Source organism: Paenibacillus sp. F024, assembly GCF_057814255.1.
Genome location: NZ_JBVASZ010000007.1, coordinates 23,307 through 38,382 on the forward strand (window position 1 = coordinate 23,307; position 15,076 = coordinate 38,382).

Here is a 15,076-nt window from a genome sequence, read left to right on the forward strand (position 1 = left end):
AGGGGAGTTGAAAGAGGGAGCGAAATGGTATTTTGGCTGGAATATTGTTGCGGCAAGTACATTTATTACACTGCTTACCGTGGGCATGAGATTGGGCATCGGCCCTTTTTTCGTTCCTATGATGAAGGATCTTGAAATCACGAGGACCGCGCTTTCCGTGATTATTTCCATCAGTATGATATTTTATGGCCTTGGCATGCCGCTGGCCGGATTCCTATCCACCCAATATAGCACGAGACTTGTCCTACTAGCGGGGGTTTTCATGATAGAGATCTCTATCCTATGGACGATTGCAGCCAAAGATATATACCAATTTACAGCGGCATTCGGGATCTTGCTTTCTCTCGGTCTCTCCTTTGCAAGTCCGGTTGCTATGACGCCTATTATTAGCCGATGGTTTACACGGCAGCGCGGGAAAGCTCTTTTCTTTCTTTCTACGGGATCCATGGCCGGTATTGCGATTATGAATCCTGTTGCTACCCTGTTGATCGAAGCGATAACCTGGCAGAACACCCTGCTGCTTTTGGGTGTTGTGTTCCTTTTGCTGGTTGTTCCATTAGCGATATGGATCATGAGAGACCAAACTCCTGAGGGCACGGACCAAGGTGGGAGCGCAACACAGAAAGTGTCCAAAGATGCACATGAAACGATGACTTTTAAAGAAGCTATACGAACGCGGCCGTTTTGGTATCTCGTCTTCGGCCTTTTCACGTGCGGTTTTAGTATGAATCTCTTGGGTACGCATGCTGTTCCCATGCTGATGGATCATTCATTTGGATCTAAAACCGCTTCCTTCAGCGTCGGATTGGTTGGCTTTGTTGCCATTTTCAGTTCGGTAGTTTTAGGCTCTATGGCCGATCGCTATGAGAGAAAAAATCTCCTGCTATTGATCTATGGGGTGAGAGGACTTGGGTTTTTAGGTCTTGTATTAGTAATGGAGCCTTGGCAGCTTTATCTGGTCGCAGCAACGGGTGGATTAGTTTGGGCGGGTAGCATCGCTCTGACCTCCGCTATCCTTGGGGATTTATATGGAGTCCGATTGGTAGGCTTATTATATGGCTGGGCCTATCTTGGTCACCAGGCAGGAGCAGCCATTGGCACTTTCTTGGGTGGCTGGGGCTACGAAGCCTTTGGAAGCCATCTGTTTGCCTTCAGCCTCTGTACCATCCTATTAATTTCCGCAGGTTGGGTATCTTACCAACTTCCTTCCAGGAAAAAGCTGTTTTCGTCTATTAATAGAAGTTTATCTTCGTAATACTTTGTCATTGATCACAAGGTAAGGCACGAATCTGAGATAAATCACCCTGAACCGTTGCAGAGGCACGAGAAACCAACACGGCATCCTTATGAGGGCCTACACTATGGCCGATGATCTCTCGATTGAACAGGTCGATAAGTACACAAATGTAATGCCACCGGTTCTGAACTTTCACATACGTCAGATCGCTGACAACGACTCGTTTAGCCACCGTTTGATCGAATTCGCGATTCAGCGTATTGGCTGTAGACGCTTCATTACACGCGGACTTAAGGGGTTTATATTGCGACACGGTGTACATAGAAACAAGTCCCTGCTCTTTCATGATCCGGCCAATCCGACGTCTGGAGACGACGAAACCACGTTCCTGGAGCTTGACTTTAATCTTGCGTGTACCGTAAGCTTTTCGATTCTTATGGAAAATGTCCGCAATCACTTCGGCGACATCGTCTTCGCTCGTTTTCGCTTCATAGTAAAACGTACTTCTTGCGATTTGCAGGACGTCGCACATTGCTGATACCGAGTATTTATCACGGTTGTTCTGGATGATAGCTACTTTCGTCTCATGATCAGCGCGGCTTGCTTTAAAATATCCACCTCCATTTTCAGACGCTGGTTCTCCTTTCGCAAGGCAATCAGTTCATTGTCTTCGGAGGAGCGATTGTCCTTCTCCTTGAAGGAACCCGTTGTTTGGGCTTGTTTGATCCAGCGGTCTAAAGCGGAGGCTGTGAGGTCATATTCCTCCACGATCGCTGCTCTGGATTTTCCGTTTTCATAGAGTTCTACCATTTGTTTTTTGAATTCTGCTGTAAAGGTACGTCGTTGTTGTTTTGGCATTGTAGAGATCCGCTCCTTAGGATGATAGGTTTATTCTACAAGCCCTCATTTTTATTGTCCAACTAAGTGTAGACGATCCAGTTTAGCTCGATATGATTTTGAGTCCTACAGCGAAGCCTACGAAGCAGTCACCGAGTTCATTCGATTCTACAATGAGCGGCGAATCCATTCCAGCATCCGGGATATGTCGCCAGACCAATTCTATGAGCAGAACCTGATTAAACCGATCCCAAACTTAAGAAACCAAGCCTAGATGAGTAAGGGTGAGCATGTGTCCAAACTCAGGGGGTTAATCCGTTGTTTAAGATGTTAAAGTCGGGCGAATACTGTAACATCTCGGTTTATTATTATCTACCGTCAGCACTCATCCCATGTGGAATCTGTGGCGCTGATAGTTAGGAGCGGGAAAAATCAATAAAGTTCACTGTTATCGCCTCTTTTATGTCCCATTTTTACGGCAAGAAATCCTAAAAAATAACCTTGTGATTTCGTTTCTTTTCAGGAAAAGAATCAATATATACGTTGACATTTATGTATGGTAATTCTAAAATAATAAGTGTACCGAGAGTAACGGATCGAATATTACTCACTTGTATGTCAGTCCTCTGTGGATGACAGGGACATTAAAATGTAGAATATCATCCACTTGTATGTTTTCTCCCCGAGAGTAACGGAGAGATTAAATCGAGAATATTACTCACGTGTATGAAGGAAAATCCCTCTGTTTACGCGGAGGGGTTTTTTCGTGGGGAGGAAACATGAAATTAACATCTATATCGGATAGTTTTTTCCAAACATTCCGTCCGCTAGACTCGGAAATATTGGAGAAAGATGATAACCGACCATACTTAATCATTCTAAGATTGAAGTATAAAGGAAATAGACATGATTTCGCTATTCCTTTTAGGTCAAATATAGCCAGTTACATACCTAAAGACCAGTATTTTCCTCTACCCCCAAGACCAACGACACGTTCTAATCGAATTCACGGATTACATTACATTAAGATGTTTCCCATAAAAAAGTCTTTCCTTGAAAAATTTCACACAAAGGGAGATCCGTACTATACAACAATTTCTGATATAATTAAGAGAGATCTAAATGAAATTATTGGTCAAGCACAAGCGTATTTAGATAGATATCAGTCAGGCCAAAGAATTAGTATGGGTACAAATATTGAGTTAATTTATAATGCACTTAACCCTGTTGTTTCAGTTCCAGAAGTTGCAACTGCTAGTCAAGATATTCAAGCAAAAATTCATATCGAAACAGTTCAGTCAAAAAAAGACAAGCCTCAATCATAAAAGATTGGGGTTTTCTTTGTGTATAAAGGAAGAAAATCAGCAGCTAGTAGTATTCGTAGGGCTATCGCCACACCGTATGGCATTGAGAAAAGAGAAGTTCCATAAAGAAGCACCGCCAAAAAATTTCGGCAGTTGCCTTAGATTCAACGAATATTACCACTCCATCGTTTGTTCTCACTGGTTACTCGTCACATGTGGAGTGCAGTTCACGGTTAGTTTGAAACGGAAATCATGAATGAGAAATTAATGTGGGAATTGCCCGAAACAATGGAAACGTGTGGTAATGAAGAGTTAACCGGGAAGTTATCCGCTCACCATCGTTTTATAGCGGTCGTAAATTGAAACAAGGGAGCCAAAGGATGAGGTCACTCGTTCTTTGGCTCCCTTTTTAAGCCATCGCCTTTCTAGAAAAACTTTCCTGAGCCTATTGACGAAGTGATTTTTTTAAATATATATTATATTTATTCGATATAGAATTTATATACTGAATTAAAATGGGCGTGAAACAACATGACAAAAAAACAGTCTCCAAAACGAACATACGATAGTCCGTTGCGCCGACAACAGCAAGAGATGACCGGTGAAGCGATTATGGCCGCCGTTGAAGAATTAATTTTGCAGGGGCGCATTCACAACTTTACCATTCAGAAAGTAGCGAAATTAGCCGGTGTTTCCTATGCGTCCGTCTATCGGCATTTTCCTTCAAGAGAGGCGCTTGTTCAGGGGTACCGTGACTGGGGCATGAGGCAGATTTCTTCTGTCGCTCCGCCTTATGTCGATTCGTTGGAAGAATTATCTGCTTGGGTTGAACGGACGATCCCGCATTTCTTGGAGTATTTACCCAAGATCAAAGCGCTGTTTATAGCGCTTTCTGTAATGCAAATCAAGGAAGTGCACCCGCAAAGCCGTTATCGCGATGAGTGGATCACACGGTTGGTGAAGGAAGCTGTACCCGATGTTCCTGAAGACATCCGAAGCGCTTCATGTTCCATCATTCGCTTGTTGGTGAGCGCAACTTCATGGGTAGAATTTCACTCCCGTTACGGAATGAGTGGACCTGAGATTATTTTGACGGCAACCGCGGGGATTCAGGCTCAAATTCAATATTTAAAAGCTTTCGCAAGGGATACTTAAGCATATTCCATGAGAAGGGAATGAGTATATTGAAAAAAGAGGAATCGTTCAATACGCCGAGTATGGCTGTAAATGCGCGGAAATTTGTATGCAGCTTAAACGATCAGGACTGCAAGATCGTCGAAAAGGCGGGTGCTAAGGCCGCCAACCTTGCAGCAATGCTTCAGGACGGATTCCCGGTTCCGGCTGGGATCGTCGTGACGACGGATGCATTCGCTCGCCATATGTCCGGCATTTCCATGGGAAAAGAGGGGGCCGAGGTGCGAAATGCGGTGATATCGCGTCCGTTGGACTCCGACCTGGTGGAGGAGCTGCGTCAAGCATTGGCTCCATATAAGGATCAGCCTGTAGCCATCCGCTCCTCCGGCGTTGCCGAAGACCTCGAAGGGGCTTCCTTCGCAGGCCAATACGATACGTTTTTGGGGCTGCGGGGATATGAGGCGATTGAGGAAGCGATTCGAAAGTGCTGGGCCTCGGCATTCAGTGAACACATTCTACAATACCGTACCGCAAAGCAAATCATGTCCGGACGCATGGCCATACTCATCCAACCGCTTATTGAGGCCGATGTTGCCGGCGTGGCGTTTACTGTGAATCCGGTTACAGGCGATCGCAATGAGACGATAGTCAGCGCCGTTCGCGGTTTGGGGGAACGACTGGTTTCCGGGCAAGCGTCGCCTGATGAGTGGAAAGTGCGCGGTAACGAAGCGGTCGCAGATAGTACACCGGAGCAGGCGATCGGAGCGGAACAAGTGCTTCAAGTCGCCGAACTGGCACGCCGGGCGGAAGCCTACTTTGGCGAACCGCAAGATATGGAGTGGGCTATTCAGAACGGCCATTTGTATTTGCTGCAAGCGCGTCCGATCACGACGTTAAGCCAAGGTCAACATGAACCCAAAGCCATGATCCCGGTACCGATAGATCCTCCCGCAGGCTACTGGGAAAGAGAAGAAAGTCATTATCCCGATCCGGTTTCGCCTGCTACCAGGTCAGCGTTTGTGCCGGTCGTTAATCGCGCATTTCGCCGGATGTGCGACGAGATGTCTCTTTTTATCGAGACATTGGAGCAGAGAGACATCGGCGGATGGCTTTATCAACGGACGGTACCGCTCGGAGGGAAGGACAGGAAAGCACCTCCTGCCTGGCTGGTTCCGCTTCTGATACGCGTCGTTCCTCAACTGAAGTCGCGGATCAAGGGTTCGGTACGGGCGGTACGTGAAGATAAAGCCGGGCAATTCATAGATGAATGGTACGCGGAATGGAAGCCGTCGTTTATCCGCCGCAGCAAGCAGCTTGACGCCGTGAGCTTGAAGAACCTCTCAGACGAACAATGGATTCAGCATTTTATGGACGTGCGGCAATTTCTCGAAGAGTGCGTGGAGCGGCACATGATGGTAAATGGAGCTATTCAGCTTATTCTTGCCGAATACGCATTTGCCTGCCGGGATTTGCTGGGATGGGATGAAGCGAAAATGATGCTTATGTTCAGCGGGCTGTCGGAAATGTCGAGCTCCCCTGCCAGAGCTCTAGCCAAGCTTGCTCAATTTGTCCGAAGCAAGCCGGGGCTGGTACAAGAGATCAATAGCGGGAAGTCGTTATCGGATATACAGCATTGTTATCCGGAATTCGCGAAGAAGCTTGCCGATTACACGGATGAATTCGGCTGCCGTGCCATACGTTACGAGCTGACCTTCCCGACCGTTGCCGAGTCGCCCGAACTCCTGTTCCGTCTGCTCAAAGACCAATTGCAGTTAATTTATAATCCCGATGAGGCTATGAACTTGTTGAAAGAGCAGCGCCGCAGTCAACTCGCCGAGGCGAATGCCATTTTGAAGGATAAAACAGAGGCCGACAGGACCCGATTTCATAAGGCGTTGGCCCGTGCCGAGAAAGCGTATCCAGTACGGGAAGAACATGGATTTTATGACCGGGACGCTCCCCTTGCTCTGCTTCGATACGCCTATTTGGAAGCGGGGCGCCGATTCGTGAATCGAGGCCAGTTGGATCGATTGGACGATGTATTTTTTCTGGAATGGGAAGAGGTTTTGGCGGCATTGAATGATCGGACTGCGGGTCGTGAAATCGTGGAGCGCCGACAAGCTGAACACAGCTGGGTGCTTGCCCATCCGGGGCCGGCCAGCTATGGGACTGCTCCGTCTCCTCCGCCCTCGATGGCATCATTCCCGGAAGAGGCTCGTTTCTCGGCCAGTGCCGTGTTCTGGAGTCTTGAACAAATATTTGCGGCACAGCAAAGCGGTCAAATGCACGAAAATGCGAACCGCATAGAAGGCATCGCAGCCTCAAGCGGCCAATACACGGGCAAGGTTCGGGTCATCAAGGACGAGTCCGGGTTTGATCGCATTCAACCCGGAGATGTGTTGGTTTGCCCCATCACTTCCCCGGTGTGGTCCATGTTATTTCCAAGCATCGGGGCGCTGGTCACCGATTCCGGAGGGATGCTTTCACACTCTGCCATTATCGCAAGGGAATACCGCATACCGGCTGTTGTAGCGGCGGGCAATGCAACCCAATTGCTCAAGGATGGGCAGCTTGTCAAAGTCGATGGTGACAGGGGCATCATTGAGTTGGTTTGACTACAGGCGCATAGAGGGTCAATGATTCTGATCCGCACGGGCATCAATAAAATCTAATATGAATATTTATACAAACTAGAGGTCTAATGATGTCCTTTAGTGCAGTAAACACCCATAAAGTTTGGCGATCTCATTCCCGCATTTTTTGGAATGAGATGGCTTCAGTGGTGGGTAAAGTGATGTAATGTCATTGTGTGTTGATGCCATATGGCCGATTAACGATAGCTGGGGCGGGGGGGGGGGGTAAATGTTGTCTCGAAAAATCATGATTGTTGACGACCAAATTGAGATTATAGACATGATACGTCTATTTTTAGAACGCGAAAACTATAAGATCCTCTCGTTGGACAAAGGAAGTGAAGTCATTCCTCAAGTGAAAGAACATAAGCCTGACCTTATTATCTTAGATATCTTAATGCCTGATGTAGATGGGGTGGAGTTGTGCTATCAATTGCGTAAATTCACCAATGTCCCCATCATTTTGATCAGCTGTAAGTCGGAAGATATAGATAAAGTGATCGGGCTAAGTGCCGGCGGAGATGATTATTTAACCAAGCCTTTTAGTCCGATCGAGCTGGTGGCAAGAGTGAAAGCCCATTTAAGACGCAGTCTGCCAGGTCATGTTGATCATCGAGCTTTTGCTCCCAATCCGAGTGAGACGATCCACTATGGACATCTCGAGATCAATTTATTGACTCAGGCCGTTCATGTCCAAGGGACGGCAGTCGTATTATCTGCCAGAGAGTTTAAACTGCTGGTGCAATTATCGAGGCATCCCGGGAGAATTTACAGCCTGGATGAATTATATGAGCTTGTCTGGGGGGTTGACAGTGTAAGTGATACAAGGACTGTAATGGTCCATGTCAGCAATCTGAGAAAGAAATTAAATGATGTTCATTCCGTACCTTATATTGTGACTGTGCGCGGGGCGGGATATAAACTAAATGAGAAGCTGCAGAATTTATTCAATAGGCAAGGATGACCTCTAGTCATTTGCGGTTGGCTGCTTTTAACCTCGTGATTCTCCTCTTCACCTTTTCTTCAAGGATCCGGTTAACCTATTTTTAATTGTCGTCTTAAGTATTCAATCTAACATATCCGGGACCTAAATGTTGTGCCAGTCAATTCCGTATTGTTCTTTTCGTTCTTTCCTTCTTAAGTATGTTCATCATAGCAAGATCAAAAGAGGCTTGTGAAGATTTTATTCGCAAGCTTAAATTTTTTTAAGGTTGATTTAAACGTGACTTTAATTTAATAACCTATGATGAAGGGAGTGGCATTAGAGGGAGGAGTCGTATCATGGCACAAAAGAAAGTCATTGTTGTCTTAGGAGCGACAGGATCACAAGGCGGTGGATTGGTTCGAGCCATTTTGCAGGATCAAGACAGCGAATTTACGGTTCGGGCCGTTACAAGGGACGTCCGTTCTGACAAAGCCCTGCAGCTTGCTCAATTAGGGGCGGAGGTGGTTGCAGGTGACCTTGATCAGCCGGACAGTATACATCAAGCCTTTGAAGGTGCGTATGGAGTGTTCGCGGTTACATTTTTCTGGAATCATTTCTCTCCGGAAAAAGAAACGGAGCATGCCAGGTTGATTGCCGAAGCCGCAAAGCAAGCCGGAGTAAAGCATGTGGTTTGGTCTACTTTGGAGGATACGAGAAAGTGGATTCCTTTAAGTGACAATCGTATGCCTACCCTTATGGAAAAATATAAGGTCCCGCATCTCGATGCCAAAGGAGAAGCCGACCGCTTCTTTATTGATGCCGGGGTGGCAACGACCTTTTTGCTTGCTTCCTTCTACTGGGATAATTTCATTCTTTTCGGAATGGGGCCCAAAAGAGGAGAGGATGGAAAGCTGGTGTTTACGCTCCCGATGGGCGCCAAGAAAATATCGGGAATCGTTGCAGAAGACATTGGCAAATGCACATATGGCATTTTCAAAGGAGGCCCTTCGGTATACGCGGGCAAGTATGTAGGAGTAGCGGGAGAGCATTTGACCGGAGAAGAAATTGCAGCCGAGCTGGCCAAAGCGCTGGGGGAAGAAGTGCGATACCATGCCGTGCCTGCAGAAGTATATCGCAGTTTTGGTTTTCCGGGAGCAGACGATTTGGGGAACATGTTTCAATTTTTTAGTGAATTTGAACAGGTATTTCTTGGCGCGAGAGACCCGGGAGCTTCCCGCGGCTTGAATCCTTCCCTACAGAGTCTTTCGGAGTGGCTTGAACAAAACAAGGCGGGATTATTGTAAAACCTTAAAAAGCATAATGGAGGAAAAGAGATATGCCCAAATATGAAGTGTATACACCTGTCCATAAAGGCCTGCGTTATGCCTTGGGTGTTGTGACGGCCGAAGCGAGCGCTTTAAATTTTGAGGATGAAGTGAAATTGGATGCTTTTGCGAAAGTGTTCGATCCCATTGCAGTGATTCTTCACGCACATGCGGTACATGAAGACGCTCATATCCAGCCCTTAGTCGATAAATTTGCTCCTGAATTATCGGAAAGGCTGGAAAAAGAGCATCAGCATACGGAAGAGCTTCTGGTGGAATTGGAAAAGCGGATTCAGAAGATTAAGGCTTCTTCTCTTCAGGAAAGACGAGAGTTGGGAATCGAGTGGAATCAGGTTTTGAATGAATTTGTGGCTTTGTATTTGAATCACCTGCAAACGGAAGAGGTTCATGTGCAAAATGTATTATGGGACCGTTTGACGGAAGAGGAATTGATCAATTTGACCATTGCGATCCGTTCTGAAATCCCGCCGGATGTATTAATGATCTATTTTAAATTTATGATCCCTGCTCAAAATATTTACGAAAATGTGGAAATGCTGGGAGGTATGAAGAAATATGCTCCGCCTGAAGCGTATAAAGCCGCTTGTCAATTAGCGGAGCAAGAATTATCTGCTGAATATTGGATGGAGTTAAAAGGCCGACTGGAGGCCATATAACCAAGCGGGGACCAAGTCATTGGATTTGGTCCCATTTCATGTGCGCTGGGCTTGGCACTTCTGCGGATCGGTGGTCATCATCCGCATGACACCGTATTTGTCCTCAATATGCCCGATTTTTAAAGGACGTGCACGATTTCATCGCAGGGCTTTATTTCAGCTCCGGTGTGGAAGACGGAGCTTGTCGATGATCGGTGCCTTGTTCGAAGGAGTAGGCCAATTTGATCAAGGTCGACTCGCTGAAAGGTTTGCCCAGGAACTCGATCCCCACGGGTACGCCGATCGGTGCGGTTTCGCTCGGTGCAGAAAATCCGCCTTGGAATGTAATAGCAGGAAATCCGGTCAATGCTCCCAAAATTCCGTTCCGGTCCGCCTGCGATTCACCTACGGGGACAACCAGTCTTTTTTGATGCGGGTAAAATAGAACATCCAAGTTATTGTCCGTCATGACCTTGAGAATTTGCTGCTTCAGCTCCTCCATTTGCTTAAGCCTTGCCAGATAGTCCGGCTGTTCCAGCGGAGAATCGACCGCTTGAGCCGACTCGAGCGTTTTTTGGATCGTCTTGTCGAACAAGCCTTTGGAGATGAATTCTTCAAGAGACTTGACCGGTGTATTGTTTGCTGAGAAATACCGGTTTAATTCCTCTTTAATTTCGTACTTCTGCACATCCATGTCGCCGATGAGCTTGTTCGCATCCAATCCCGGAATGGTTATGGGAATCATCGTCGCCCCCAGCTGCTGCATTTCGGCCATAGCCTCATGGGTCACGCGGTTGACTTCCTCATGAACCGGCTCCGTTCCGAACAGATTCTGCATCACTCCGATCCGTGCTCCTTTTAATCCATTTTCATCAAGGGAATCCGTATAAGAGACCGGGATATGGTCTTTGCCCGCGAGCGTAGCCGGATCTTTCTCGTCAAAGCCTGCCATCGCATCCAGCAGGATGGCGGCATCTTCCACGGTCCGGGTAATCGGGCCTGCGGCATCCTGCGTGAAGGAAACCGGGAGAATGCCGTTTAGGCTGACCAGACCTTTCGTAGGCCGAATCCCGACCAGGTTGTTGGCCGAAGCGGGGGATCGGATTGAGTTTACTGTATCGGTGCCTGTACCTGCCGCTGCAAAGTTGGAGGTTATTGAAGCTCCGGTCCCGCCGCTTGATCCCCCTGGCGTCCTTGTTAAGTCGTAAGGATTAAGGGTCTGTCCTCCCAGGGAACTGACCGTCGTGCCGGACATGGCCATTTCATGTAAATTGGCCTTGGCTATGATGATGGCGCCTGCTGCGCGCAGTCTTTCAACGGTGAACGCATCCTCTTGAGGCGTGAATCCGTCCAGCGTGGCGGAGCTGCCTGTTGTAGGCAAATCCTTTGTATTGTAATTGTCCTTAAGGATGATCGGGACGCCATGCAGCGGTCCGCGGGAGCCATGCTGCTTTCTTTCCTCATCGAGCTGAGAAGCTTCATGCAGGGCATTTGGATTTACGGTGAGAATAGCATTGAGCTTTGGGCCTTGATCGTCGTACTCTTCGATTCGGTCAAGATACAGCTGTACAAGGTCTTGGGAGGTTATTTTCCCGGCTTCCATTGCTGCATGCAGCTCGGGAATCGTAGCGTCTATAAGGACGAACGGCAGTTTATTGTACATGCGCAGAGCGATGGCCGCCGCTTCCTCAACGGAGATCTGCTTGCCCATGCCGAACATGCTGTCGCTTTCTCCATGCAATACCCCTGCCTTGACAACCGAGCCGATTTTGCCTGCGAAGAGGCTGGTATCCGCAACATCAGTGAAAGGCTCCGCCTCGTCCGACAGCTGTAACGCGCGCCCGACGACCATCGCCGCTTCTTCTTTAGTGATCGGCTGGCCGGGACGAAATACGCCGCCCGGATACCCGTCAATGATACCCGATGCATAGGCCTTTACGATGCTGGAGTGGAATGGTTTATTCTCGGCAACATCCGAGAAAGGCACAGGCATCAAGGGTTTGAAATCCTGCCCCGACATTTCGAGCGATTTTATGACCAAATCGATAAACTGGTCCCGGGAGATCGAAGCCTCGGCACTGCCGTAAAGATTGTGCTCAAAGATTCCTGATTTGTAAGCTGTTTTGGCTTCGTCGGCCGTCCAGCTCTGAGCCGTGATGCCCTGTGCCGGGAAAGAAAGTATGGATAAGGCCAGTAAGAGCGGGGGGATTCCTTTTTTCAGCTTCATCGTCTTTGGGGTGGTGCGATTTGTCGAACTGCGTTTACCTGCTGCCAAGGAAAGCCACACTCCTTTTTCTGATAAATTTTCTGATAAGGGACAAAATGTAAAAAAATATAACATAGATATGTACTTGTAACAATTTGATTATATTAAATCTTTCATTTATGTCAATATAAATGACATAAAAATTATATTTTCGTATTAATGTAATATAATATAACACATTTTTATGTTGCAGAAAGGAAGTAATGTAGAATAAAGGAAGTCATTTGCTGGGGGGCCATTTTCAAAATCAAAAAAACAGGCCTTCGGACATCCGGCGGCCTGCTGCGTTGATAGGATATATTAGTTCTTTCAACGGAAGCGGACTTAGATCAGCTCTACCAAGGTCTTAGCTTGTTGGTCCAATTGCTGCGCGGCATCGCCGATGCCGGAAAACGCGTTAAGCGCTTGCTCGATCCGCTGCCTGCTATCTGCGATAGCGAGCTCCGAGCGCTTCACGCTTGCGCCGATCGTCCCCACTTGAACGGTAATTTTCTCCACATTGTTCTGGACCTCCTGCGTTGCCTCTTGAACCTGATTGGACAGTTTGCGAATTTCGGTTGCGACAATATTGAATCCGCGCCCGAACTCGCCGGCGTGTGCGGCTTCAATGGCCGCATTGATCGCAAGCAGGTTGGTCTGCGTTGCAATATTTCGGATGGTGTCAACGATTCCGTTGATGGTGTTGGCTTGCTGCTGCAGAGCCTGTACCAGGAACTTGTTCTCATCCGACTCGGTTACGATTTGGTTGATCGCCCCGACCAAATCCTGGCTTCGATTGATGCCTTCCGTTGCTCGATGGCGGAGATTTCCTGCCATATGATTAAGCTCCTCTATGACTTTGGCCACGGCATTCTGCTGGCGAATGGTAATATCCGTCGCGATCTTTAACACAGCCTTAACCTGACCATCCTGAACAATCGGCATATAGGTGGCTTCCAGCCATATCAAGCGCCCATCCTTGGTTACCCTTTGGATCTTTCACTGATGATGATTGCCTTGACGCAGGTTGTTCCAGAAATGCTCGTATTCGGGGACTGCCGCAAAATCGGGAAGACAGAATTGCCTGTGTTTGAGGCCGGGCATCTCATTTGTCAGATAACCGATGGTTTGCGCGAAGTTGTCGTTAGCCCAAAGGACGGTTCCGTCCGGATCGAATTCGATCATGGCTAGAGACTTCTCCAGGGCGCCAAGCACTGCATCCGTATTTAATACCTGTGTACTGCCCTCCGTGCGATTCATGGACCACACTCCTCTTGGTTTTGGTTGCTGCTGCATCTTTAGTATTGCTTCATCGGAATATACGCTTTATTTATCGGTTTTTTTGAGATCAGGGATTAGAAAATAAAGGAAAATACACCATAGTGGAATTAACGGCGGTCCCGATGATTACTTTGTTTTATCATGTATTTCCTGTTAATTGGGTAATTTAAGAGCGACAAAATGATGAAGGAGATCAGGCCGATGGATATAAACAAAGCGGAACGGTATGCGAACATTATTCCCATGGCTGAATTGGATACAACGGCAAAAAGACTGCAGCCATTCCCTATATACAACAAACTAAGGCAAACCACACCGGTTCGTTATGATGAAAGCCGCAGCTGCTGGGATTTGTTTCGTTATGAGGATGTTCATCGCATTTTAAAGGATCCGGAAGCCTTTTCTTCAGATCGGGGACTAACGGGGAAGGGAACGGAATCCATTTTAACCATGGATCCGCCGCGGCACACGCAGCTAAGGGCGCTGTTGAATAAAGCATTTACTCCGAGGGTCGTTTCTGATTTGGCACCCCGCATCCAACGGATTACAAACGAACTGATTGATTCGATTAAAGAAAGGGATGCCATGGATGTGGTGAACGATCTTGCGATTCCTTTACCTGTTATCGTTATTGCAGAATTGCTTGGGGTTCCCGTACAGGATCGGAAGCTGTTTAAAGCATGGTCCGATATTCTTGTAAAAGGCCCGGATGAGAATACAGACGAGGCATTTAATCAAGTGATGGAGGAGAAGGCTAAGGCCATACATGAGCTGAATGCTTATTTTGCGGAGATTGTCAGACAGCGTCGCAGCGATCCGGAAGAAGACCTGATTTCATTGCTTCTGTCAGCCGAGATTGAAGGGCAGAAGTTGAAGGATAAGGAGATACTCGGTTTTTCTATTTTGCTCTTGGCAGCAGGAAACGAGACAACGACCAATCTGGTTACGAACGCGGTCCGTATCCTTACAGAAGATACTGCAATACAACGGCAGTTAAGAGAGAACCCTGAACTAATTAACGGCTTTATCGAAGAGGTGCTTCGTTTCTATCCGCCGATCCAGGCGATTGGCAGGGTTGCAACGCGTGACATAGACATCGGCGGTAAACAGATCAAAAAAGGCGATCAGGTGGTTTCCTGGGTAGCCTCGGCCAATCGTGATGAAACGAAATTTACAGAACCGGATGCTTTTATGGCTGACCGGCGGCCGAACGCTCATCTTTCGTTTGGTTTTGGCATTCACTTCTGCTTGGGCGCCCCTCTTGCTAGGCTGGAAGGACAAATTGCCTTGCGAACCATGGTGGAACGGATGGAGGATATGCGATATGTAAGCGAAGCTCCGCTTTCCTATATTCAAAGCCCGTTCGTATTTGGTGTAAAGCAATTTCCAATTTTATTTCGTCCGGCAAAAGATTAATCATAACAGGAGTTTCGAAGAATTTTGTCGAATCCTCCATGTATTATGGTATAAGAAATAGAAAAATGACGCTGCGGGTTAGG

11 protein-coding genes and 2 pseudogenes are annotated in these 15,076 nt (G+C 47.4%); 9 read left to right on the forward strand and 4 right to left on the reverse strand.

The window, feature by feature from the left end; genetic code table 11:
* The first annotated feature begins 7 nt into the window (after positions 1–7).
* The gene (locus ACZYR9_RS09535; protein ID WP_488978243.1) at positions 8–1,255 is read left to right on the forward strand and encodes an MFS transporter; all 1,248 of its coding nucleotides are present in this window, start codon (positions 8–10) and stop codon (positions 1,253–1,255) included.
* A 10-nt stretch (positions 1,256–1,265) separates the two neighbouring features.
* On the opposite strand, the pseudogene ACZYR9_RS09540 reads toward ACZYR9_RS09535, so the two are convergent.
* A pseudogene (locus tag ACZYR9_RS09540) lies at positions 1,266–2,095 on the reverse strand (IS3 family transposase); the annotation flags it as partial.
* A gap of 76 nt (positions 2,096–2,171) precedes the next feature.
* Between ACZYR9_RS09540 and ACZYR9_RS09545 the strand changes: the two are divergent.
* The 7 genes and pseudogenes from ACZYR9_RS09545 to ACZYR9_RS09575 form a co-directional block, all read left to right on the forward strand.
* Positions 2,172–2,348, forward strand: a pseudogene (locus ACZYR9_RS09545) (IS3 family transposase); the annotation flags it as partial.
* Positions 2,349–2,853: 505 nt separating this feature from the next.
* Positions 2,854–3,399 (forward strand): hypothetical protein, encoded by a 546-nt coding sequence (locus ACZYR9_RS09550; RefSeq protein ID WP_488978244.1) that lies wholly within the window; start codon positions 2,854–2,856, stop codon positions 3,397–3,399.
* 510 nt (positions 3,400–3,909) lie between these two features.
* Positions 3,910–4,533, forward strand: coding sequence for a TetR/AcrR family transcriptional regulator (locus ACZYR9_RS09555; RefSeq protein ID WP_488978245.1), 624 nt, complete (start codon positions 3,910–3,912; stop codon positions 4,531–4,533).
* Positions 4,534–4,553: 20 nt separating this feature from the next.
* Entirely contained in the window at positions 4,554–7,127 is a 2,574-nt protein-coding gene (locus ACZYR9_RS09560; protein ID WP_488978246.1) for a PEP/pyruvate-binding domain-containing protein, read from the forward strand.
* A gap of 247 nt (positions 7,128–7,374) precedes the next feature.
* Positions 7,375–8,109 (forward strand): response regulator, encoded by a 735-nt coding sequence (locus tag ACZYR9_RS09565; protein WP_488978247.1) that lies wholly within the window; start codon positions 7,375–7,377, stop codon positions 8,107–8,109.
* 317 nt (positions 8,110–8,426) lie between these two features.
* Complete coding sequence (locus tag ACZYR9_RS09570) at positions 8,427–9,374, forward strand: NmrA/HSCARG family protein (RefSeq protein WP_488978248.1); 948 nt, start codon at positions 8,427–8,429, stop codon at positions 9,372–9,374.
* 32 nt (positions 9,375–9,406) lie between these two features.
* Complete coding sequence (locus tag ACZYR9_RS09575; RefSeq protein ID WP_488978249.1) at positions 9,407–10,072, forward strand: hemerythrin domain-containing protein; 666 nt, start codon at positions 9,407–9,409, stop codon at positions 10,070–10,072.
* Between the two features lie 151 nt (positions 10,073–10,223).
* On the opposite strand, the gene ACZYR9_RS09580 is transcribed toward ACZYR9_RS09575, so the two are convergent.
* The 3 genes from ACZYR9_RS09580 to ACZYR9_RS09590 all read right to left on the reverse strand — a co-directional run bounded on the left by ACZYR9_RS09580 (position 10,224) and on the right by ACZYR9_RS09590 (position 13,556).
* Positions 10,224–12,326 carry an amidase family protein gene (locus ACZYR9_RS09580; RefSeq protein ID WP_488978250.1) on the reverse strand — a complete coding sequence of 701 codons (2,103 nt, stop codon included), beginning with the start codon at positions 12,324–12,326 and terminating at the stop codon, positions 10,224–10,226.
* A gap of 315 nt (positions 12,327–12,641) precedes the next feature.
* Positions 12,642–13,292 carry a methyl-accepting chemotaxis protein gene (locus tag ACZYR9_RS09585; RefSeq protein WP_488978383.1) on the reverse strand — a complete coding sequence of 217 codons (651 nt, stop codon included), beginning with the start codon at positions 13,290–13,292 and terminating at the stop codon, positions 12,642–12,644.
* Positions 13,293–13,295: 3 nt separating this feature from the next.
* Positions 13,296–13,556 carry a PAS domain S-box protein gene (locus tag ACZYR9_RS09590; protein ID WP_488978251.1) on the reverse strand — a complete coding sequence of 87 codons (261 nt, stop codon included), beginning with the start codon at positions 13,554–13,556 and terminating at the stop codon, positions 13,296–13,298.
* Positions 13,557–13,778: 222 nt separating this feature from the next.
* Here ACZYR9_RS09590 and ACZYR9_RS09595 point away from each other — a divergent pair, with 222 nt between their 5' ends.
* Complete coding sequence (locus tag ACZYR9_RS09595; RefSeq protein WP_488978252.1) at positions 13,779–14,993, forward strand: cytochrome P450; 1,215 nt, start codon at positions 13,779–13,781, stop codon at positions 14,991–14,993.
* Positions 14,994–15,076 lie beyond the last annotated feature (83 nt).